The sequence below is a fragment of the Lactiplantibacillus songbeiensis genome, assembly GCF_005405125.1.
Taxonomy (GTDB): Bacteria; Bacillota; Bacilli; order Lactobacillales; family Lactobacillaceae; genus Lactiplantibacillus; species Lactiplantibacillus songbeiensis.
The window spans coordinates 25,338-46,186 of the sequence record NZ_BJDL01000031.1; the positions used below are offsets into that span (position 1 = coordinate 25,338).

At 44.4% G+C, this 20,849-nt stretch carries 23 protein-coding genes; 7 read left to right on the forward strand and 16 right to left on the reverse strand.

Annotated elements, in window-relative coordinates; translation table 11 throughout:
• Window positions 1-666 precede the first annotated feature (666 nt).
• Window positions 667-1,167 carry a phosphatidylglycerophosphatase A family protein gene (locus FFM77_RS12090; protein WP_137636021.1) on the forward strand — a complete coding sequence of 167 codons (501 nt, stop codon included), beginning with the start codon at window positions 667-669 and terminating at the stop codon, window positions 1,165-1,167.
• A 116-nt stretch (window positions 1,168-1,283) separates the two neighbouring features.
• Here FFM77_RS12090 and FFM77_RS12095 read toward each other — a convergent pair whose 3' ends face one another.
• Together FFM77_RS12095 and FFM77_RS12100 are read right to left on the reverse strand one after the other, a co-directional pair.
• Entirely contained in the window at window positions 1,284-1,688 is a 405-nt protein-coding gene (locus FFM77_RS12095) for a Spx/MgsR family RNA polymerase-binding regulatory protein (protein ID WP_137636022.1), read from the reverse strand.
• Between the two features lie 230 nt (window positions 1,689-1,918).
• Window positions 1,919-2,287, reverse strand: coding sequence for a DUF488 domain-containing protein (locus tag FFM77_RS12100; protein WP_137636042.1), 369 nt, complete (start codon window positions 2,285-2,287; stop codon window positions 1,919-1,921).
• Window positions 2,288-2,326: 39 nt separating this feature from the next.
• Between FFM77_RS12100 and FFM77_RS12105 the strand changes: the two genes are divergently transcribed.
• Window positions 2,327-2,962, forward strand: a complete 636-nt coding sequence (locus tag FFM77_RS12105) for a DNA-3-methyladenine glycosylase (protein ID WP_137636023.1) — start codon at window positions 2,327-2,329, stop codon at window positions 2,960-2,962.
• Window positions 2,963-3,449: 487 nt separating this feature from the next.
• Here the strand turns inward: FFM77_RS12105 and FFM77_RS12110 are convergent, their stop codons facing one another.
• Complete coding sequence (locus FFM77_RS12110; RefSeq protein ID WP_137636024.1) at window positions 3,450-3,770, reverse strand: hypothetical protein; 321 nt, start codon at window positions 3,768-3,770, stop codon at window positions 3,450-3,452.
• 286 nt (window positions 3,771-4,056) lie between these two features.
• Here FFM77_RS12110 and FFM77_RS12115 point away from each other — a divergent pair, with 286 nt between their 5' ends.
• Entirely contained in the window at window positions 4,057-5,373 is a 1,317-nt protein-coding gene (locus FFM77_RS12115; RefSeq protein WP_171001626.1) for a serine hydrolase domain-containing protein, read from the forward strand.
• Between the two features lie 253 nt (window positions 5,374-5,626).
• On the opposite strand, the gene mutY is transcribed toward FFM77_RS12115, so the two are convergent.
• The 6 genes from mutY to FFM77_RS14050 all read right to left on the reverse strand — a co-directional run bounded on the left by mutY (window position 5,627) and on the right by FFM77_RS14050 (window position 9,437).
• Window positions 5,627-6,727: an A/G-specific adenine glycosylase gene (gene mutY, locus FFM77_RS12120; RefSeq protein ID WP_137636026.1), complete on the reverse strand. Its 1,101-nt coding sequence runs from the start codon at window positions 6,725-6,727 to the stop codon at window positions 5,627-5,629.
• A gap of 61 nt (window positions 6,728-6,788) precedes the next feature.
• Window positions 6,789-7,163, reverse strand: coding sequence for a hypothetical protein (locus tag FFM77_RS12125; RefSeq protein ID WP_137636027.1), 375 nt, complete (start codon window positions 7,161-7,163; stop codon window positions 6,789-6,791).
• A 32-nt stretch (window positions 7,164-7,195) separates the two neighbouring features.
• Window positions 7,196-7,702 (reverse strand): putative immunity protein, encoded by a 507-nt coding sequence (locus FFM77_RS12130; protein WP_137636028.1) that lies wholly within the window; start codon window positions 7,700-7,702, stop codon window positions 7,196-7,198.
• 522 nt (window positions 7,703-8,224) lie between these two features.
• Complete coding sequence (locus FFM77_RS12135; protein WP_137636029.1) at window positions 8,225-8,671, reverse strand: Hsp20/alpha crystallin family protein; 447 nt, start codon at window positions 8,669-8,671, stop codon at window positions 8,225-8,227.
• A gap of 90 nt (window positions 8,672-8,761) precedes the next feature.
• Window positions 8,762-9,100: a hypothetical protein gene (locus FFM77_RS12140; RefSeq protein WP_137636030.1), complete on the reverse strand. Its 339-nt coding sequence runs from the start codon at window positions 9,098-9,100 to the stop codon at window positions 8,762-8,764.
• Window positions 9,101-9,293: 193 nt separating this feature from the next.
• Window positions 9,294-9,437 (reverse strand): hypothetical protein, encoded by a 144-nt coding sequence (locus tag FFM77_RS14050; RefSeq protein WP_171001627.1) that lies wholly within the window; start codon window positions 9,435-9,437, stop codon window positions 9,294-9,296.
• 164 nt (window positions 9,438-9,601) lie between these two features.
• Between FFM77_RS14050 and FFM77_RS12145 the strand changes: the two genes are divergently transcribed.
• Both FFM77_RS12145 and FFM77_RS12150 read left to right on the forward strand, forming a co-directional pair.
• Window positions 9,602-10,240, forward strand: a complete 639-nt coding sequence (locus tag FFM77_RS12145; protein ID WP_137636031.1) for an SDR family oxidoreductase — start codon at window positions 9,602-9,604, stop codon at window positions 10,238-10,240.
• A gap of 198 nt (window positions 10,241-10,438) precedes the next feature.
• The gene (locus tag FFM77_RS12150) at window positions 10,439-10,891 is read left to right on the forward strand and encodes a GNAT family N-acetyltransferase (RefSeq protein WP_137636032.1); all 453 of its coding nucleotides are present in this window, start codon (window positions 10,439-10,441) and stop codon (window positions 10,889-10,891) included.
• An 8-nt stretch (window positions 10,892-10,899) separates the two neighbouring features.
• Here the strand turns inward: FFM77_RS12150 and FFM77_RS12155 are convergent, their stop codons facing one another.
• The 7 genes from FFM77_RS12155 to FFM77_RS12185 form a co-directional block, all read right to left on the reverse strand.
• Window positions 10,900-11,526, reverse strand: a complete 627-nt coding sequence (locus tag FFM77_RS12155) for a uracil-DNA glycosylase (RefSeq protein WP_137636033.1) — start codon at window positions 11,524-11,526, stop codon at window positions 10,900-10,902.
• 132 nt (window positions 11,527-11,658) lie between these two features.
• Window positions 11,659-12,549, reverse strand: a complete 891-nt coding sequence (locus tag FFM77_RS12160) for a DMT family transporter (protein ID WP_137636043.1) — start codon at window positions 12,547-12,549, stop codon at window positions 11,659-11,661.
• A 172-nt stretch (window positions 12,550-12,721) separates the two neighbouring features.
• Complete coding sequence (locus tag FFM77_RS12165; RefSeq protein ID WP_379893412.1) at window positions 12,722-13,414, reverse strand: VIT1/CCC1 transporter family protein; 693 nt, start codon at window positions 13,412-13,414, stop codon at window positions 12,722-12,724.
• A 24-nt stretch (window positions 13,415-13,438) separates the two neighbouring features.
• Complete coding sequence (locus tag FFM77_RS12170) at window positions 13,439-14,116, reverse strand: VIT1/CCC1 transporter family protein (RefSeq protein WP_137636035.1); 678 nt, start codon at window positions 14,114-14,116, stop codon at window positions 13,439-13,441.
• A gap of 220 nt (window positions 14,117-14,336) precedes the next feature.
• Window positions 14,337-15,323 (reverse strand): choloylglycine hydrolase family protein, encoded by a 987-nt coding sequence (locus FFM77_RS12175; protein WP_137636036.1) that lies wholly within the window; start codon window positions 15,321-15,323, stop codon window positions 14,337-14,339.
• Between the two features lie 709 nt (window positions 15,324-16,032).
• Complete coding sequence (locus FFM77_RS12180; RefSeq protein ID WP_379893395.1) at window positions 16,033-18,087, reverse strand: heavy metal translocating P-type ATPase; 2,055 nt, start codon at window positions 18,085-18,087, stop codon at window positions 16,033-16,035.
• 176 nt (window positions 18,088-18,263) lie between these two features.
• Complete coding sequence (locus FFM77_RS12185; RefSeq protein WP_137636037.1) at window positions 18,264-18,695, reverse strand: CopY/TcrY family copper transport repressor; 432 nt, start codon at window positions 18,693-18,695, stop codon at window positions 18,264-18,266.
• A gap of 248 nt (window positions 18,696-18,943) precedes the next feature.
• Here FFM77_RS12185 and FFM77_RS12190 point away from each other — a divergent pair, with 248 nt between their 5' ends.
• Window positions 18,944-19,594 carry an EAL domain-containing protein gene (locus tag FFM77_RS12190; protein ID WP_137636038.1) on the forward strand — a complete coding sequence of 217 codons (651 nt, stop codon included), beginning with the start codon at window positions 18,944-18,946 and terminating at the stop codon, window positions 19,592-19,594.
• Window positions 19,595-19,633: 39 nt separating this feature from the next.
• Window positions 19,634-20,764, forward strand: a complete 1,131-nt coding sequence (locus FFM77_RS12195) for a GGDEF domain-containing protein (RefSeq protein ID WP_137636039.1) — start codon at window positions 19,634-19,636, stop codon at window positions 20,762-20,764.
• Window positions 20,765-20,849 lie beyond the last annotated feature (85 nt).

The window sequence follows — 20,849 nt, forward strand, 5'->3', positions numbered from 1 at the left end:
CCGTCAAACTCCACTAGTCTATTTTACCCGTTTCCCTTAAAACCGCAATTAATAATCAAAACGACCACTTATTTGGTGGGACCTTTAATTCGGTTTTAGATTGAAGACTAGTATAATAAGGAACGTAACCTTAGTGAACGAACTTAATATTACTGGTGGTTACAATAATCGTCAAAAACACTTCAGTTAGATCGAACTTACCACTCTGGTTGGGTCAAAATCGGCTGGAACGTGGTGGCCGCGTTTGGAAGCCAAAGAGCGGTCTTTACAAGCCGAGCTTTATTTAAGTCGGAAAAACACCGACCAAGATAAACGACACCACTGAGCCAATTCTGACCCGCCCGGCGTTAATTAACCGATATTTTTAAGTTTACTATAACCAGTAGGCAGCAGTTTTAACTCAGAGCCAACGGAATCAATTTACTAGCTGATTAAGCAATGAGAAAACTAGTTTGAGTCGTAGTGATCAGTCTGTTCGCCGTGTCGAGACACTTAGCTGGGTGATTTTTGCCCAGGTTAGTGTCTGGGCCGACTTTTAAGACGTGGTTTTTGGCTTGAAAGCGCCCTGCAGACCGCAGTTTGGCTGCAGGGTCCGCCCCACCGCGAACAGACTGATCAACGGAGACGGTTATTAACCTAATTAAAATAATTCATTGGAGGATGACCATGTATAATAAAGCATTTAAATATCCAGACAAAGCAGCTTACGAATTCGTTGTGCAGGCACTAGCCGCAAAAGGGATTACGTATCATGAAATCGCGCAGATTACCTTCAAACTGCAGACTAAATATGTGCCTGACTTAACGATTGCCGAATGCGAAGCTGAAACTAAAGAAGTCTTGCATAAACGAGAGCTACTGAATAATGCCATGGTCGCCCTCGAACTTGACCGTTTAGCGACTGCTGGACAATTGAGTGAACCACTGCAAACGATTGTTGCCAACGATGCCGGGGTCTTCGGCGTTGATGAAGGCTTGGCCCTCAATATGGCTAACATCTACGGGACTATCGGCGTGACCAACTATGGTTATGTTGATAAAGTTAAAGAAGGCGTCATTAAAAAGTTAGACACCGACAAATCCGGGGTCGTTAATACCTTTATTGATGACCTCGTAGGTGCGATTGCGGCGGCTGTTGCGGCCAAAGTTGCTCATAAATACGCCTAAAAAAGCAAAAGAGTGCTAACTGCCGATATCAGTTTAATCGGACAGTTAGCACTCTTTTTTAATTTTAAATTAACTATTGGCCCTCAGCCGATCCAGACACGCTTAACTTGGTCGACTTACGCCATCTGATGTTCAGCCAGCGACTTCATCTTTCGGACACGTTGGTCGCGGGGAATGAACATCCGAATTTCGTCTTGATTAAAGCCACATAACAAACGATGATCATCAAAGATAATCGGCCGTCGTAATAATTGCGGTGTTTGGCTCAAGACATGTACAGCTTCACTCAATGGCATATCTTCAATTGGTGTCGTCTTACTTAATTGTCGATATGCGTTAGATTTGGTACTAATCAAATCATCGATACCATCATAAGTATATTGAAGCAAATGTTTAATCTCAGCTTCCGTCAAAGGCTGAGCATTCATATTCCGTTCATGGAACGGAATCCGATGCTCGAGTAACCAGCGATGGGCTTTGCGACAACTTGCGGTACTTGGTAACACACATAAGTTTATCATAATATTATCCCCAATCTTGCTTGCCTAACAATGCAACCCCCATTATTGTGCACTGTAATAGTTGACGTCATTAATTAACACCCTAATCATAGCAAAATTCATCACTAATTGCTAGCGTTTTCAGGAAAATATTTAAAATAATTTGATTGTCGCAGTTTATTAACAAATTAATTCCGAACTTGGTACGTCCGGGATTAATTTTTTTATCTTTTTAACCTGGTGATACACACCTAATCTAGCCCTAATTGTTCCCGTAAATAGGCATTTAGAACGACTGCTTGGTTGTGTTGTTCATCTTTAGCGCCGTATAATAAAATTACGTTGGTCGTTTTAAGTTGTTCGGCAATCTGATTAATAAAATCAACAGTAATCGGATTAGCTTTGAGTTCAGCCAAATAACGGGTCTTAAATTTGGGATACTTAGCCGGTTCATGATTGAACCATTTGCGTAATTCGGTTGATGGCCCAATCTCTTTGACCCAGTCATCTAGCCGCGCATTAACTTTTGAGATGCCACGCGGCCACAGTCGATCAACTAACACCCGATAACCATCCAAATCGGCTGGCTTAGTATAGATACGTTCCAACTTTAACACTATCTCATCATCTTCAATCTTTAGAATTCGAGGTCTTACCTTATGACAACTTCTAAGTTCGCCACCGCCGACTTTTTCACCGGTCGGCCCACCACTGAAATCGCCCAAGCCTTATTGGGCACAACTTTATTATATCGCAATCCAACCGGGACTGTCGGCGGTTTAATCGTCGAAACGGAAGCCTATTTAGGCGCTAACGACACCGCCGCTCACGCCTTTAACGGCCGACGAACAGCCTTTAGTGAACCACTCTATCGCGATCCCGGGACTTTGTACATTTATCGGCTGCGGGCTAATTACTTACTAGATATCGTCACCCAACCCGCGGAAACTCCGGAAGGCGTCTTAATCCGGGCGATTGAACCGACTCTAAATATCGATCAACAATTAACTAACCGTGGTAAAACCGGCGTCCAAGTCACCAATGGCCCCGGTAAATTAATGCAGGCGTTAGGAATTCAAGATCAGGATATGAACCTAGCTCCCATTACGGACAGTGCCATTGCAGTTGATTTATCTCAACGACGAACCCCACAACAAATTCAAGCACTACCACGGGTCGGGGTTAATGCTGAAGCAGCTAGTGGTCAACTGCCACTGCGGTTTGTTGTTGCCGGAAATCCATACATTAGCGACAGCCGGAAACGTGATTGGCACGCGGACCATGGCTGGGCATAATTAAGCAATCAGGAGATAACTAAAAATAGTGATTCAGAGTCATTTAAAACGCTCTGAATCACTATTTTTATCATCAGCACACTTGGTGCTAGTTGGTTTAAATTGCCGCCTGCCGGTTGGTTCCTAAAATGCTGGAACGCCATGGACCATTTTGAAGCCAAAGTTCGGTCTTCAAAACTGGCCTTGGCCTAAGTCCGAGCAGACCACTCGCACTAAGGCCAACGACACGGCTGAGCATTTTAGGAACCAACCTCTCGGCTAAATTTGTGGTCGACAATAGATCATCATTAATTCACGTTAATTAACGACGGGCGGGCCAGAATTGGCTCAGTGGTGTCGTTTATCTTAGTCGGTGATTTTCCAACTTAGATAAAGCCCGGCTTTCGAGACCGCACTGTGGCTCGAAAACGTGGCCACCACGTTCCAACCGATTCTGGACCAACCAGAGTGGCGATTTAAACCAACTAGCACCAAGCGTATCGTCAACCTATTCTCCAATGACCAACTCAACCTGGCCACGTTTGGGAACAAAATTAATATTAAAGATCGGTTCCCGCAAGATTTTTTCATATTCGTCCAACACATCGTTGGGTAGCGGCGTATGGTCAGCTAAGGCCTTCGTTAGGTCATCAACGGAATAAATCTCGTCCATATTAATAAAGATCCGCATGTTGCTAACGACGTCATTCAGTAATTCCGTCAAGACCGCATTCGGTTTCCCATTGCCATCGGTGACCACAACTTGGTTACTATCAAGCTCTTTATGGTCAATCTCAGTTAACTTAACGATATCAAATACATTTAGCATCTTTATTCCTCCGTTAATTTCTAGGTTGCTTGCCACGCACAACCGCCCGCAACATCATTTTTCACTAGTTTACCACAAACCCCAGCATTGCAAAGCGTAAACTTACCCGCAAGTCGCACTCACTTAACAATCTGTTACGGCATCTAAATTTAATCGTTTTGACACAAAGCTAATGAATGCCCGTGGCTATTAGGTTTAAGTTCGTGTACATGCAACGAATAAGCTTGTTTCAACTACACATTGAAGGTATGATTTAATCACTAAAACGATTATGGGGAGTTTTATAATGAAAAAAATGGCCACTATTTTGGGGTTAGCTGGCACCGTGGCAGCAGTCGCGTTCACGACGCCGACCATTGCCCATGCTTACGACACCATCAGTAATCAATCTACGCAAAACTACACCGCCCGTTTTGTGAATCAAGCAAAAACGAACGATGGTATTTATAAATACGGTATCTATAATACCAGTCGATCAACGACCACTCGTGATTTAAACGGTAGTAACTGGGAGCATAGCTTCATTAAAGTCACCCAACAAGCGACTACGGCTAGTGGCACTTGGGTCAAGTTCAGCTATTATGGTAAGAATATTGGCTGGGTCAAGAAGAGCGCCATTGAACCCTACTCCGTGAAGCAAAACGCCATTGCCTTAATTGACAAGTATCACTACCGCGGCACCGCGATGCTGATCAAGAACTACGCCAGCAATAGTGTCACCGCTTCGACCGGCTACGCCTACTACGGTGGTCGCAAGTTGAATACTAACGAGACCGTTTATCCAACCGCATCACTACAAAAAGTCATCACCGCGGCCATTATCGTCCAACTCGTTAATGAACATAAGTTAACGCAATACACTCGGCTCAGTAAGTTCTATCCGAACATCAAAACCAGTGCCAATATTACGATTCGGCAACTGCTTGACCATAATTCTGGTTTAGAACAAGAAAACGAAGAAATTGATCCTGGTAAGTTTTTAACTGAAGCACAAGCCGTTCAATATGCCATCAGTCAATTGAACGCGACTGGTGCCGGTAAGCATCACTATACCAACGCTAACTACATTATTTTAGCAGGTATCATTCGACAATTAACCGGAAAATCCTTGGAAGAAAACGTGCAGAGTCGGATTATTAATAAGCTCGGTTTAACCCACACTTACTTTTATAATACGATTCCAGCTAACTTAACCCCCGCCGTTAGTTATAAATACGTAGATGGCAAGAATTACCAATACTATCCACTAACGACGAACTTGCTCTCTTCCTTGACCGGGGCCGGCAATATGTATATGTCGCCTGCTGATTATTACACCGTTCAAAAAGGCTTGCGGAATGGTAAGATCTTAAATAAGAGCGATTATTATTACTTATCCAATCACTACAAATACGCCTACGATGGTGGCATGTGGCACATTAAGAGCAACCACATGAAATACAGTTCCGGCAGTCTACGCAACACCGGCGTGACAACCCACATGTACTTGTCCGAGGGTAATAAGACCGGCGTCATTTTCTTCTCTAATCAAAAAGGTACCGGCACCACAACTGCCGATTTGACTGAAAAAACACTTTATCGCCTCGTTCAATACTACATGTAAAGCTTTTTAGTGCTGGTGACTTAGTTGTGGGACTAACTTACCACTCTGATTGGTCCAGAATCGGCTGGAACGTGGTGGCCGCTGAGCCAATTCTGGCCCGCCCGGCGTTAGTTAACGGGAATTAATGATTATCTATTATCGACCACAGATTTAACCAACCGGCAGGCGGCAATTTCAACTAGTACCAAGCGTACTGCTAATACTAAAAATAAATCACGCGTTTCAAAGTCGATCAAACTTTGAAACGCGTGATTTATTTCGGTTGGTAACGATTCCATATTTTTTCTTGCACTTTAGGCATCGGCAAGGCTGCAAGTCGATCAGCTGACACTAGTTTACCCGGAAAGTAAGCTAGGTCTGCCTGTTCAACCTTGGCACCGAATAACTGAATCGTCCACTTTTGATGCGTAAACGTATGCTTGACTGGCTTTAAACCTAGATCAAAACTAGTGACGGTCAGTTGATACTCTTGCTGGAAATACGTTTGAATCGCTAGTTCTAGATCAGCTGGTAAGTAATTTTCAGTCAAATCTAAGTCCGCCACTTTCAGTAACGGAACTGTCCATAAGTTCGCTAACATGCCATTACTCGGCCGTTGCGTCATTAACCATTGCCTATCAGCTTGCGCCAATACCGCCACATAATCAACTGGGACTGGCCGTGGTTTCTTCGTCTTGACGGGATAATCTAATTCCTTACCATCCAGATAAGCCTGATTGAAGTCCTTGACCGGCGAATGAGCTGAATCAGGATTACGCGCGGTCATATAACTAGAACCGAGATCCATAATTGCTTGGTTAAAGTCTCCTGGCCGATCTTTAGGAATAATCCGCGCAATCACCTTTTCAAATAACTGCCGGGTCTGCGGCTTGGCAATATCAGCGTCAATCTCTAATAACCGACTAAAGACCCGGAACGCATTGCCATCGACTGCCGGGACTGGTTCATTAAAGGCAATACTAGCAATCGCGCCCGCTGTATACGGACCAATGCCGATCAATTCCGTGAGTTCAGTGGCTGTCCGTGGCCACTGACCACCGTAATCCGCCAATAATTGGCGCGCACAGCGTTGCATGTTGCGAACCCGGGAATAATACCCTAAGCCTTCCCAAGCCTTTAGCAACTGACTCTCAGGCGCCTGAGCCAAGGCCGTCACCGTTGGAAACCACGTCATGAAACGCTCGTAGTACGGGATCACCGTTTGAACTTGCGTCTGTTGGAGCATAATCTCTGAGACCCAAATATGATATGGTTCATGATCATGGCGCCACGGTAAATCGCGCCCTTCACGATCAAACCAGGTCAGTAACGTCGCCTGAAATGCCTTAATTGTTGCCGGTGACCACTCAATCAAGTAAATTCCTCCTACCTAAAAATGAGCCTGACTAGGTCGCCCTCGTCAAGCTCATCGCTAATTATTCAACATCTAGCGTACTTGCTAGATCAACTAATGTTTTTTCGTAATGATCAGTCACACTAGCATCTTGAAAGTCGGCGTTAAAGACTGCCATCGTCAAATATTCTGGATACTTGACGATGACCGCTGCTAACCGGTCGTTACTTTCAGGATACTTCTGATCTTCGTTATTTAAAATATCTAAGCTTGCTTGATAACACACATTTGCTAAGAACAAATAATCGACAAAATAATTAAAGCCCAACTGATTTTTTAACTTAAAATGTGCATCGGCATCAACGGTCTCGTAGACGTTATCCATATACTTCGACACGATCTCTTGATACTGACGCAACAACTCTGTCTTGGCCTGCACATGATTTTCGGCTGCCATCTAATCCCCACCTAACTTTGTACCTGTAGGCATTATAGCATATGGCGTAACCCCAAATTGATGTTTTGAACCAATCCGGCCAATTGTTGGTACTGCCACTGGCGTTCAGCCGTGACCGCTGCTTGGTCATTGGGTTGGGTCAAGTTGACTAATTTAATCGCTTGGTCGGCTGCTCGTAAGGCATTCTCATCGACATACGCCGAGGCAATTGCCCAACTAATACATTCTAACGCCGCCGCCCCAATCGAACTGGTACTATTAGCGCCCATCGCCTCAACTTTAGCACTGGCTTGGCGCACTTGGTAGACACTAGCTAAATTAACCTGCCACAATTCATTGGCATCAATCGCCAACCGTAATTGACGATCATGCTTCTGATTGTCATCGACATACTGCATCGCTTTTTTCGCGATAATCAACGCCCACTTGGCGAGTTGCTGTTGGGAGAGTTCACCGGTTAAACTTTCGATTTGGCTCCGTATTCCAGGGTCATCGTCAATCGATATTTTAGGGTGACTCGGTCTAAAACCTTCCGTCATCACACATTCCTACTTTCTTACTAATCCTACGACTGTTCAAACTATACAGCAATGTTAGTATTGCACCTATTACGACCCGGTTGGCGTGGCGACGTCCCAAGGATTGCACGCTCATCCTGGTACCTAGCGAATCAAGACTTACTTGCGCACACGTCAAAGACAAGCGACTTCGTCTAACCAACCATAACCTAACGTTGCTTAATATCGGTCATTAATTACCACTACCTAATCTTGAATGACCCAGTGATTAGTGCAAAACCGGCACCTAGCAACACCGTTGATTGTCACCACAACCTAGTCATTATCAACTTGTGACGCCATTTAACGACGCCACATTTGGCAGTCTAAAATAACATCCGATATTACTGAATTGTAACAGAAAATTGGCCAATAAGGTCCAATCAACTACTAAATTTCGGAAAATATTTATATCTATCAGTCGAACACCGCTTAAAAAAAGACGGTGCGCAAGTCTCATTCAACTTGCATCACCGTCCAAGCGAAACTAACTCGCCTTAATCCTTATTGAATTTCAATGTGATGAGTATCGGCCGCAGCCTTTTTCGGCAAGGTCAAGCTCAAGACCCCATTATCATAATGGGCAGCAATCTTTGTCGCATCGACGTCAGGTAATGAATATTCCCTGCCAAAACGGCCCGTTTGCCGTTCACTAGTGATGATATTGCCGTCTTTGTCACTGTCATCACTAAGGCTTTCGCGCTTCACACCAATCGATAATCGGCCATCGCGATACTTCAAGGCAATATCAGCCTTCTGAATGCCGGGAACATCGATTTGCATGGTGTACTGCTCATCATTTTCTTTAATGTCAGTCTTCAACAAGGCACTATCATGGCCCGTCACGTTAGCGACTGAACGGCCTAGCCCGGTTAATAAATCATCCATCTTAGAAAAATCATTCAATCGATCAAATAAATCATGGTTCCAATTCAACATATCATTAGCCATATGCTAATCACCCTTTCAACTTGTTTACAGTTTCTATTCTAAGCGTTCACCGATTAAGTTCAACAATTTAGCACTCTTGTATAGCGAGTGCTAATTTAACTTGTAATCCTGCATATCAACGGGTACTACTCGGACAACTTTATATGGTGTGATCGCCATGGCCTTAGTCATCGTCGTCCGTGGCCATTGCTGTTCTGGCACATCAGCTAGTTCAACCCCCACCAATGACCGAATGCGATCCAAAATATCAGCTACCCCAAAGTCATTGTCGCCTTGATTGAAGGACGTTTGTAACGTCGTCAGTTCGACTTGTAAATGCTGATGCTGAAAGCTAAACGTGACTGGTACTTGCACCAAGTTTGCTGGTGACAGCTTTTCTTGGGCTAAACTGTCATCTAAGCTAGCAATAAAGGCTGTAAATTGCGTCATTATGACCACCTCCATCAATTTGCTCATATTATACTGCACCCATCTAGTAAGCGCTATCTAATCGATTGAGTTCGTTTTATTTTCAGCTAAAAAACAATTTTTGAATTAAAAAAGCCTACATTCAAAAAATGGTAAAAAAAAGCTGTCAACAATCAAAGATTGCCAACAGTTTCTTTATTAGAACGTTAAAAGATTAGTTTTTAGCTAACTTTTTAGCATCTTCGTCGATGGTTTCAAAACCGGAAACACCGCTCTTTTGCTTTGGATGCTTTGCACGTTCTTCTTCAGCTTTTTGAATCATAGCTTTCTTTTGTTCCTTGCTAAGCTTTTGTGCCATGATAATCGCCTCTTTTATGATGGAAACGGAACCAATGTCCGTTACAAGTTCATTATAGTGCTAAAACGTCTTAATGGCGCATTTTTGTTTTAAAAATTTTGAAACGCTTAACTTGCATTCTGTAATAATAAGATTTACAGTTAAGACATTCAGGAGGGGATCATATGACAAAAGTACTTATTCTCGGCGCTGCCGGCCAAATTGCCCAGTTAGCTGAAACGCAATTTTTAGGTAATACCGATGTTGATTTGACACTTTACTTACGCAACGCGCAACGGCTCAGTGACTTAGCGTCAGCTCGGGTCACCCTGATCGATGGCGACACGACTGATGCTGACAAGCTAACTAGCGCGATGCAAGGTCAAGATGTCGTTTACGCCAACTTAGCTGGTCAAAATATTAAAATTCAAGCGGAAACCGTCTTGAAAGCCATGCATGCCGCACACATCAAACGGTTAATCTGGATCTCAACGTTAGGAATCTATGATGAAGTGCCTGGTAAGTTCGGCGAGTGGAATAACGCCACTTTGGGTAGCTACTTGACCCGTTATTACAGTGCCGCTGAAGTCTTAGAAAACTCCGACCTTGATTACACCATTATTCGGCCTGCTTGGTTGACTAATAAAGATGAGATCGACTATGAAACCACTGGCCGCCACGATGCTTTTAAAGGGACTGAAGTATCCCGTAAAAGTATCGCCGCGTTAGTCGTGAAGTTAGCGACCAATCCCACTGAAAGTGTCCGGGAATCCTTAGGGGTCAACAAACCTAACACTGATGGCGATAAGCCCGCCTGGTATTAAAATTTAATCACAACTCAAAAAATCAGCGACTAACTTCGCTGATTTTTTAATACGCTTTTCATTTTTAACCCCTTCAAATTAGGCTTTTAAAATCACGAACCTTTTGCGTTGACCCTACTAAACTGCGGTGTTAAATTTAAGACTCATTTTGAAAATAACTCGGGTTTTCTGACCCAGTTTTCAAGGAGGCGCCACCTAATGAAATGGTTCGTAAAAAAGTTCACCGGTCTAACGACCACCCAACTACACGACATCTATCAACTACGCGCTAAGACGTTTGTTCAAGAACAAGCCCGTAGCTACCAAGATCCTGATAATACCGACTTTGACGCCCGCCATATCTTTGCTTACGATGGCAATCAACTGGTGGCTTACGCGCGCATCTATGAACATGACGGTCTAGTGACTTTCGGCCGCATTACGACTGATAGTACCTATCGTGGAACCGGCCTTGGTAAACAATTGATGAATCACGTCATGGCAATTTTAAAAACCCACTACGCCAATGCCACGATTGAAATCGACGCCCAAACTCAAGTCCAGCATTTCTATGAAAAATTTGGGTTAACCGTTGCTGGTGACCCCTTCATGGACCTCGGTGCCCAAGTCATCAAGATGCAGGCACCAGCTCGTGCGTTAGTTTTAATTTAAAAAATAATCTAATCCTGTGAATCGAGAATCTGTTTTAGCGCGGCTAAATCAGCATTAACGGTTGGCAGGATTTTTTTGAACCGTCGACTATATGACGGATGATACAACGGAAAGAGGCGGTAATTGACCGTGGTTAATTCAAAACGCTGGTCAGCTGTTGACCATTGGCGAATCGGCTGGGTTAATAATTGGCCATGCACCGCACTGATTTTGACTTTGGGTCCCAATAATCGCTGTAACCCGGTATTCCCCAATGGCACCAGTAGCCGATCTGGCAACTGCTGTAATTCAACATCTAGAAGTGGCGCACTGGCTGCAATCTCGGCTGGTGTTGGGCGCCGATCCCGTTTTAATCCCGTCGGTCCTAACTGGTAAGGCCGTGAACGAACTGCACCAGTTAAATAGACTTCTGAGCGCGTCAACCCAAGTGCCGCTAACCAGCGATCCAATTCTTTGCCAGCTGGGCCTTGAAAGGGGTGGCCAACCTGGGCTTCCACTTTTCCAGGCGCCTCTGATACCATCACTAAAGCTGGGGTTAAACTCCCCTCACCTGGCACAAACCCTTCTAAATGGTCAAATTGCGTTAGTAAAGCACGCCCCTGTGCTTGCTGTGTGGTTGTTAAAAAACTAGTCATTTGAATCCCTCCGATTGTTTACTTCATCCTTCTAATAATATTGCGATTATCCGGAAGTACCTGTTTACGATACTACAAAGCCCTACACCGTTCATAGTTGCGTAAACGGGTAGGGCTTTCGTCTTAAAGTGACTATTCTATTCCAGGTTCACTCCGGTAACGTTGCAAGATATAAATCGCCAGTACCACTAAAACAGAACCAATGATCTCAACGACACTAACCTTTAGATTCAAGAAAATAATGCTTAAGACAAATGTCACGACTGGTTGCACGGCATCCACAATGCTAACAACCGCAGAAGGCGCGTATTGCAAACTGTGTAGTAGGGATAAGAATGCAAAAATCGTCCCAATCAACACAATCGCCCCAATTGAGATCACTAGTTTCGGTGTAATTGCTGGCGCTCCAATCCATAACGGATGATAAGTATTGAATAAAATTCCGGCAATCAAGGTCCCCCAGCCTAGAATGACGACTGGCGAGTTTTCAGCGACAATTTTCCGTGGTAACACCACGTATAACGCGGCTGTAACCCCTGATAAGATTCCCCAGACCAATGCATCGGTCGGAATAGCCAACTCATGGATATTCCCCCGCGTAATGGCTAAGAAGACCCCTAGTAAGGATACCCCGAAAGCTAGCATATCTGTTCGTAAAGGCAGTTCCCGTTTAAATACCAGCGTTCCTAACACGATGAATAATGGACTTAAGTATTGCAGAATTGTAGCTGCCGCCGCGGTTCCACGTTCAATACTGACATAGAACGTATACATATTCGCCATCAAGCCCAATGTCGCATACGCAACTAATTGCGCGATTGACCACCATGACTTAAAGACTTTAAAGATGCCACGCCCTTGTTGCATCGCACCGATTGCTAACAAGATGACCCCGGCAGATAAGGTCCGGACCGATAAGAACCAGTCAGCCGGAATGGCTTGGTTCTGAGAGACAAACTGCATGACCGTCCCCGAGATTCCCCATAAAGTCGAGGCGAGCATCGCCCACATGATACCCTTCATATAACGATTAGTTGTTGTTTGCAATTTTCATGACCTCAATCTAATTAATGGCAATATTATACCGGGGCTTGATTAAAGTTTCCTGAAAATTATCGTTTTATTTTCAACAAAAAAATAGCGGGTACCGCCATTTTTGACGTCCTACTATCATTACAGAATTGATAATTATAACCTAGAACAAAGTCCCAATATAGTAGTGAATAAACATCGTAATAATCCCGACAATCACGTTACGAATAACGGCGGTCTTAACATTGCCTTTACCCAAAACTGCGGATAAATAACCGGTCAGTGCCACTGATAGCGACACGGCTAGAATGGTGCCTGGCCACTTCATCGCATTCGGCAAAAACGTCATCGCCACTAATGGGAAGACGCCTCCCGCTGAAGCCGAGAATAATGATGAAAATGCGGCGTCCCAAGGATTCATATAATGGCCTAATTGCATATCATATTTAATACTGATCATGGTTTCAAGTGGCTTCTTAGCTAACAGATCATCTGCAATCGCCAATGCAGTCTTTTCGGTCACGCCTAGCGTCATATAATGCCGTTTAACCGCGGCGACTTCATCAGCATAATTCGTCTTCAGTAGCTGGCGTTCCTTTTCAACCACGGCTTTTTCCGTATCCTTTTGGGTACTAACAGACGCATATTCCCCACCAGCCATTGAAAACGCACAGGCTAATAGGTCTGATAACCCAGCAATAAAAATCGTAAATTGATTACTCGTTGCCGCGGCAACACTAAATAACACGCCGACAACGGTTAAAATGCCATCATTGGAGCCCAATACACCAGCACGCAGTGTATTGAGCTTTTCGTCCATCGTTTGTTTAGCCTTTTTAGGCTTTGATTTTGACATTAACATGTAATGATCCCCCTCAACCTATGCGAACAAGTGACCAATAAAGTAAGTCACCAGCATCGTCAACAATCCTGAAATCACGTTGCGGACAACACCATGCCGCCAATCAGAATTACCCAACTTGGCCGCCACAAATCCCGTAATCGATAACGCAATCGCCACCGCAATAATCGTTGCTAAGATCTTAACTTGTGGTGGAAAGAACGTAATCGAAACTAGTGGCAAGATTGAGCCGGTTGGAAATGAAATCATCGAGGCGATCCCAGCCGCATAGGGACTGATAAATTGGCTTGGATTAAAACCATACCGTTCACGCACGGTCGTGACTAACGCATCTTCTTGCATCATTTCTTGGGTCGCCTGTTGCGCTAACGGGGTACTAATCCCTTGATCCACATATTTTTTAGTGACCATTGCGACTTGACCGTCATAGTCCGCTTTTAAAGCGGCCCGTTGATGACTAATGGCCATCTTTTGCGCATCTTTTTGCGTATTGACGGAGACATACTCGCCCATCGCCATCGAAATCGTCCCAGCCAACATCCCAGCTAAACCAGAAATCAAGATTGAGTAACTGTTGGTTGTCGCACCCGCGACCCCGACAACAATCCCGGCTACGGATAAGATCCCATCATTTGCCCCCATCACGCTCGCCCGCAAAATATTGACGCGTTGTGCCAAGGTCATTTTCTTTTTCATACTGCCGCCCCCAAGTAACTACTTTATAATCATTATCATGTAATACATGTTATTCCTTTAGTGGCTGAATTGCAAGCCTAATACCAATTAACTAATTAACTAAAGTTTTGTATCCCTAAAACTAAACCTAGTGTAACATCAATTTAAAAGTAACGTTATGTAAACATAACAAAAAACCAACTAACTTTACACAAGTCAGTTGGTTTTAACCAATAGTCATCTAATTAACATTATTAAATTGTTGTGCCGTTGCCAACGTAAATTCAGTTGGTTGCGCTGCGGTCATCAATTCTGGCGTCAAGGCAACCCGCGTGATCGTTTGGTCGTTGTAAGGTTGCATATAAAAAGCCGGTTCAGACATGCTCATGTACGACCGATATTGCGTATAATCCACTGAGCCATCCGCTTTAATCTTAACACCCTTTGGAATTTCGACCGAGTTCAACATATGTGACAGCGCGTTAACTGCGGCACTCGTTGTCGCGACTGCTTCCGTATGTTCACGCATAAAGACCGTCCGCACAAAACGAGATGGTGACGTAAAATCACCCGGCATTCCTAATGCACCCGTACCAGGACCAAAGGCATTAACCGTTAAATCGCCATATTGACGATTGGCATGCTGTTCAGGTTGTAATTGAACATAGTTACTTAAGTTCTTTAAATGCCAACCGAAATCAGGTGAATTCGTCATCACACCAACTGGATTCTTCATGTAGTGCATGCCATCAGATTGTTGTTCCAAAACGTAAGTTGCACCACTCTTGTCACTGATAATCCAGTGTAAGGGTACGACAATGTTCAATAATGGGGCTTTAGCTTCTACGATCGTTAAGTTAGCTAAGCGGTCCCCAAGTTCTTGGGTACTCTTAACATTACCTAAAATCCACATCAAAACTTCATGCGGTGCCAGATTAATCTGACCATCGACTGGAGCGGCAGCATAATGCGCTTGCCCAGCAAAGTATAAAGCCGCTGCGCTGACGCCATATTCATTGACCCCGTCGACATGAATATAGCCATCTAAATTACGCCCGGTACCGACAAAACTATACGGTGCGTCAAATCCGGTCTGATTAGTAACACTGCTAAAATGATGGTGGCGTGGCATCGCAACCGGGCGACCACCCAATTCAAAGCCAAAATCCATCGTCCGAGCTAAGAACTGGTCACCGCCCGTCGTTTGATACGTTAAACTAGTACACATAGGGACTCACTTCCTTGATTTGAATACCTTTATTTTAGCACCCCAAACCCGTTAAAACACAGATTTGCGCTAAATATTTTACTATTATCAGTTTATTCTGTGGCTTTTCGTTTAGCTAGACTAAATTAGATTGCCGCTACGGGTGGGCTGGCTTGACGCTGGAACGTGGTGGCCACGTTTGGAAGCCATAATGCGGTCTCCCAAGCCGGGCCTTGACTAAGGAATTCACCCGGTCTAAGTCAAACGACACCACTGAGCGTCATCCAGCCCGCCCTGCGCTAATAACAACCGAAATTGTGATGTGGATTCAACCAGAAACAGTTTTCTGCAAATTTATTTGAACGTGCTTATGCCAAAATATTAATCACTAATCACTCACAAACACTACCATCCTCAATCAATAATTCTTTCACCTATACTTGAACAGTTCTTTTTAATCCATAATTATCGATTAGACAACCACTACGCTCCAGATTCACTACAATTAACTAACGCCGGGCGGGCCAGCATTGGCTCAGTGGTGTCGTTTATCTTGGTCGGTGATTTTCCGGCCTTAGATAAAGCCCGGCTTTCGAGACCGCACTGTGGCTCGAAAACGCGGCCACCACGTTCCAGCCAATGCTGGCCCAACCAGAGTGGCAACCTTCATCCATCCAATAACGACAAAAAGGGCCTATCCTAATCACGGATAAGCCCTCCATCAATTCATTTATGCTTTCTTTAAATGCAACGTCATTGCGTTAATCGCCACAATCACAGTACTGAGGGACATAACCACGGCCCCGACCATTGGGTTCAATAAGAAGCCCCACGGCGCTAAGATTCCGGCCGCCAATGGAATGGTAATGACGTTGTACCCAGCGCCCCACCAGAGGTTCTGAGTCATCTTGCGGGTCGTATTGCGCGCTAACTCTAAGAACTCAACCACATCATTGGGATTGCTTTTGACTAAGACCACGTCCGCAGAATCAATCGCGACATCAGTCCCTGAACCAATCGCCACACCAATTTCGGCACTTGCTAGACTTGGCGCATCGTTAACGCCATCCCCAATCATCATGACATGACTGCCATCAGCTTGGTATTGTTTCACCAATTTAGCTTTATCTTCTGGCAACAAACTAGCATGAACTTCAGTGATGCCAAGTTGTTTCGCCACCACTTGGGCGCTTTGCGCATTATCACCGGTCAACATCACTGGCGTAATATGTTGGGCCTTCAAACTGTCGATTAAGTTCTTCGCTTCAGGTTTAAGCTGATCCCCTTGAGCGGCGTAACCTAAGACTTGTTGGTCTTGGATCAAGTAGCTGACCGAGTTTCCAGCTGAAGCTAGCCGATCAAAAGCGACTTGGTCGTAAACTAACTTTTGCCGATCCAAGTAAGCCGCGGAAACAACTTGATAAGTTTGACCAGCTACCGTCCCACTCAAGCCAACTCCCGTTAATTGTTCACTATCGGTGGCTTCAGCAGGCGTCAACTTTTGGGCTTTAGCGGCCTTTAAGATTCCGACTGCTAACGGATGACTAGAACCCGTTTCCAGACTGGCCATAATGCTTAAGACTTGGTCAGCTGTATATTCTGAATTGAGACTTTGATATTCAGCGACTTTAAAGTTACCGGCCGTTAACGTCCCCGTCTTGTCCATTAGGGCATAGTTCAACTTTTTGACTTGTTCCATCGCATCACGGTTCCGAATCAATAGCCCGTGACTCGCCGCGATTGCTGTGCTTCGAGCAATAACTAATGGTACCGCTAAACCTAAAGCATGGGGGCAAGCAATAACTAAAACCGTCACTGCAATAGATAAGGCTAAAGCCAAGTTACCAACTAACATCCAGACGATAAATGCGACAATGGCAACGGTTAAGGCTGCATAGAACAAGAGTCCAGCAACGCGGTCAGCCATATTTTCTTGGGCCGACTTGGCAGCTTGCGCATCTGAGACTAACTTCATCACTTGCGCCAAATACCCATCTTCACCGGTCCCAGTAATTCGCATCTCAAAGGTACCTTCACCATTGACCGACCCACCGACAACCTGAGCATCGACTTGTTTTTCAACTAACCGTGCTTCACCAGTGACCATGGCTTCGTTAACACTCGTGGCACCACTAACAATCACCCCATCAGCCGGAATCTTTTCACCAGCTCGTACTTGTACATGATCATCAGCTGCTAATTCCGACACATCAACATCACTCACTTGCCCAGCGACAACTTTATGCGCACTGCTTGGTAAAAGTTTGGCCAAATTATCGACCGCGGAACCCGCATTCATGACGGTATCCATTTCGATCCAGTGCCCTAGCAACATAATATCAATCAAAGTTGCTAGTTCCCAGAAGAAGTCGGTCACTGGCGGTGTCACTTGTAACCAGTTATTCGCCACGACTGCGTAGATACTATAGACGAACGCGACACCAATCCCCATGGCAATCAAGGTCATCATCGCCGGCTTGCGATTAGCTAATTCAGCTTTGGCCCCACTGAAGAATGGTTGACCGCCGTAGATAAAAATCACAGTCCCTAGAATGGCCGCTAAATAATCAGACCACGGATGAAAGATCAATTGAAACGGTAGCTGCATCCCCATCATCGGACTCATGATAATCAGCGGTAGCGTTAAAATCAACGATACCCAGAACTTGCGCTTTAGATTACCCATATGCATCATTTGGCCGTTCCCCATGTCCATATCCATATCATGCATATCCATGTTGCTCATGTCTTTTGCTGGAGCTTCAGTCATTGCCATCTTTTTCATGATACCCATCCTCCTCAAACGTTTCTCTCTTATTGTTTACATTTGTAATTTATAGTTACAGTTTACAATCGTAAACGTAAAAAGTCAAGCATTGCCATCAACTTCGTAAAAATACAATAGCGGCATCCCCAGTTTTCTTGGCATGCCGCTACTTCTCAGTTATTTAGTTCACCGGCTTAGCAGTTCATTTCACCGGGCAAGCAATCACAGTCCACCGTTTCCGGGGCTGTGGCGGCCTTTTCTGCGAGGACCGTTTGTAGCTTCGTAATATCAGTTTGACTCAAGTCTAACTGGCCGACTAGATCCGTTAACGTCTGACCGACCCGCATCTGACACAGGTGGCCAAATAAAGTCGTCACGGCTTCGTCCATCGACGGTTGTTCATCGACCGTTGGATAATAAGTAAAGGCGCGACCATGCTTTTCAGCGCGTAAGGCTCCTTTCTTAATCAAGCGGCCGAGCAACGTCTTGACAGTCGCCGTCTTCCAGCCCATCTTTTCAGCCATAATTTCGGCCATCTGACTACTGGTCACGTGTCCAAGCGTCCAAGTCACCCGCATAACTTCCCATTCAGCATCACTAATTTCAATCTTGGTCTGTGCTTCCACTTAATTAGCCACCTTTCTTTAAAGTTTTATCTAGTTTACAATCGTAAACACTAAATTGCAAGCAATCGTTCTCAGCTATTAGTGTCTATCAATTTTAATTTTACCACGTTTACGCTGATATAAATGTGTTTATATTCAGGCCTGAATTCAGGTCGCTACATTGATAACGTTATAAATGTATACTAAAATAATAATAGACAGATTTGAGCAATAACTCAATGACTTTGCTAAGTTAGGAGGAGATTCTCATCTATAAATTTTTTGTACAGCCGCAGATTAATGAGCAAGATCATTCAATTTACGGCTACGAAGCGTTATTACGCAAACGCCAAAAGGATACTTGGACGTTACCCACGAACTTCTCCGAGATTTCGTTGGATGACCAGACCAAGCTGATCGAGCAAACGGCGGCTGATTTAAAAACATCCTTGACTAATAAAGTGATTGCTTTCAACCTTAACCGTGAACAGATCGACGACCCGTTAGCGTTAGGTGCGATTGTGGCATTAAAGAAACGCCTCAATCCAGCCGCCTTAACCATCGAATTGACTGATGCGCCCACTTTGGATGAAATTCAACGCTACAGTTTGTTACTACATCAATATGGGATGAAATTAGTTTTAGACGACGTCGGCACGGGGACCAATACTTACGACAATATCAAGAATCTATTACCCTTCGTTGACCAGATTAAGTTTGCCATGCAAAATTTGCGCATGAGTGGTCAGGCGAACCAGATTCCCGAATTGTTGGCTTTTTGGACCAATATTGCGCGCCAATATCACTTAGAGATGGTCCTCGAAGGCGTTGAAGATCATCACGACCAATTATTGGCCGATAAATATGGGATTAAGATTCACCAAGGTTACCTTTATGGCAAGCCTACAATTCCAGTTTAACTAGTAAAATCTACATCGCCGGATGGGAGGCCGATAAAGATGACACTAACTCACTGGTACGTGCCTTCATTGGTGACTAGTATCTTTTTCCTTTTAGGAATGATCACGTTATATTGGACCTTGGCGGATAAGGCGATCCGCTATTTCGAAAAACGTGGCAAAAAATTTGATCAAGAACAGGTGCGGACAGTCGTCGGCTTGTTGTACATGGCACTCTTTGTCTTAGGTCTGCAACTAATTGTTAGTCAGCAGAATACGACTTGGGTCTTTATGAATTTTCAGCTTTTCGCCGTTGTGTTCGTTAGTTATTTTCTTTTACTTGGTATCAAGCTATGGCAATGGGTCATTACCGCCATCTTATTCATGCTAATCAACGGGACGATTACGCAGACGCTCTCTTGGCTGTATACCGCGATTTTCGTAGCCTTTTTCTTCATTATGAAGCTGTTAAAACGACACCGTCACTATGATCACTGGGATTTTTGGAAATACATTGTCGTGGCGATGCTCTTCTCCACCGCACTATGGACAGTGGTTGCTTTCCGATTACATCTGACGCAAAACTTAGTGCTGCAGGAATTACTGTACATGGCAATTATGTTGGTAACCGTTTATTTCTACGTCAACCTTCTGTACCGCGATGCCGCCACGTTGGCTCAGCTCACGTACAATACGAACTTTGATGAACTAACCCATGCCAAAAACTTTTTTGCCTTTCGCTCCAAGTATAGTCAAGCTTTTGACCGCAATCGAGCTGAACAACAGCCATTTACGGTGATGTTATTCGATATTGATCACTTTAAATCAATCAACGATACTTATGGTCATCTAGCAGGCGATTATGTCTTGGAACGACTTGCGCTATTGATTGAAAAATACTTAAATAGTGTCGACAACAACCTCGTCCTTTATCGAACCGGGGGCGAGGAATTCACAATCTTGTTCAATGATTATGAACTTGCGGATGCCGTTAAACACGCCGAAAAGATTGCGAATATGATCCGCGATGCCGACTTTCAATACGACACCCAGACCATTCACATCAGTATCTCCATTGGGATGACGCAACAGCATCCTGATGATGAAGATAGCACTCATCTCTACAAGCGCGCTGATGGGTACTTGTACCACTCTAAAAATAATGGCCGTGACCAGATTACGGCTGAGTAAACAAAAACGGCTCTTTGTCAACGGCTGTTGATGAATGATCCTATGAGAAACCAATTCATTTTCGAATTGGTTTCTTTTTTGTAAT

Excerpts from the sequence above, each read along its gene's own strand:
- FFM77_RS12180 (WP_379893395.1), bottom strand. The coding sequence starts at position 18,087 with ATGAAAAAGATGGCAATGACTGAAGCTCCAGCAAAAGACATGAGCAAC.
- FFM77_RS12195 (WP_137636039.1), top strand. The coding sequence starts at position 19,634 with ATGACACTAACTCACTGGTACGTGCCTTCATTGGTGACTAGTATCTTT.
- FFM77_RS12125 (WP_137636027.1), bottom strand. The coding sequence starts at position 7,163 with ATGGCAGCCGAAAATCATGTGCAGGCCAAGACAGAGTTGTTGCGTCAG.
- FFM77_RS12140 (WP_137636030.1), bottom strand. The coding sequence starts at position 9,100 with ATGACGCAATTTACAGCCTTTATTGCTAGCTTAGATGACAGTTTAGCC.
- FFM77_RS12095 (WP_137636022.1), bottom strand. The coding sequence starts at position 1,688 with ATGATAAACTTATGTGTGTTACCAAGTACCGCAAGTTGTCGCAAAGCC.
- FFM77_RS12150 (WP_137636032.1), top strand. The coding sequence starts at position 10,439 with ATGAAATGGTTCGTAAAAAAGTTCACCGGTCTAACGACCACCCAACTA.
- FFM77_RS12165 (WP_379893412.1), bottom strand. The coding sequence starts at position 13,414 with ATGTCAAAATCAAAGCCTAAAAAGGCTAAACAAACGATGGACGAAAAG.
- FFM77_RS12135 (WP_137636029.1), bottom strand. The coding sequence starts at position 8,671 with ATGGCTAATGATATGTTGAATTGGAACCATGATTTATTTGATCGATTG.
- FFM77_RS12160 (WP_137636043.1), bottom strand. The coding sequence starts at position 12,549 with ATGAAGGGTATCATGTGGGCGATGCTCGCCTCGACTTTATGGGGAATC.
- FFM77_RS12130 (WP_137636028.1), bottom strand. The coding sequence starts at position 7,702 with ATGACGGAAGGTTTTAGACCGAGTCACCCTAAAATATCGATTGACGAT.
- FFM77_RS12115 (WP_171001626.1), top strand. The coding sequence starts at position 4,057 with ATGAAAAAAATGGCCACTATTTTGGGGTTAGCTGGCACCGTGGCAGCA.
- FFM77_RS12170 (WP_137636035.1), bottom strand. The coding sequence starts at position 14,116 with ATGAAAAAGAAAATGACCTTGGCACAACGCGTCAATATTTTGCGGGCG.
- FFM77_RS12155 (WP_137636033.1), bottom strand. The coding sequence starts at position 11,526 with ATGACTAGTTTTTTAACAACCACACAGCAAGCACAGGGGCGTGCTTTA.
- FFM77_RS12110 (WP_137636024.1), bottom strand. The coding sequence starts at position 3,770 with ATGCTAAATGTATTTGATATCGTTAAGTTAACTGAGATTGACCATAAA.
- FFM77_RS12090 (WP_137636021.1), top strand. The coding sequence starts at position 667 with ATGTATAATAAAGCATTTAAATATCCAGACAAAGCAGCTTACGAATTC.
- FFM77_RS14050 (WP_171001627.1), bottom strand. The coding sequence starts at position 9,437 with ATGGCACAAAAGCTTAGCAAGGAACAAAAGAAAGCTATGATTCAAAAA.
- FFM77_RS12145 (WP_137636031.1), top strand. The coding sequence starts at position 9,602 with ATGACAAAAGTACTTATTCTCGGCGCTGCCGGCCAAATTGCCCAGTTA.
- FFM77_RS12105 (WP_137636023.1), top strand. The coding sequence starts at position 2,327 with ATGACAACTTCTAAGTTCGCCACCGCCGACTTTTTCACCGGTCGGCCC.
- FFM77_RS12175 (WP_137636036.1), bottom strand. The coding sequence starts at position 15,323 with ATGTGTACTAGTTTAACGTATCAAACGACGGGCGGTGACCAGTTCTTA.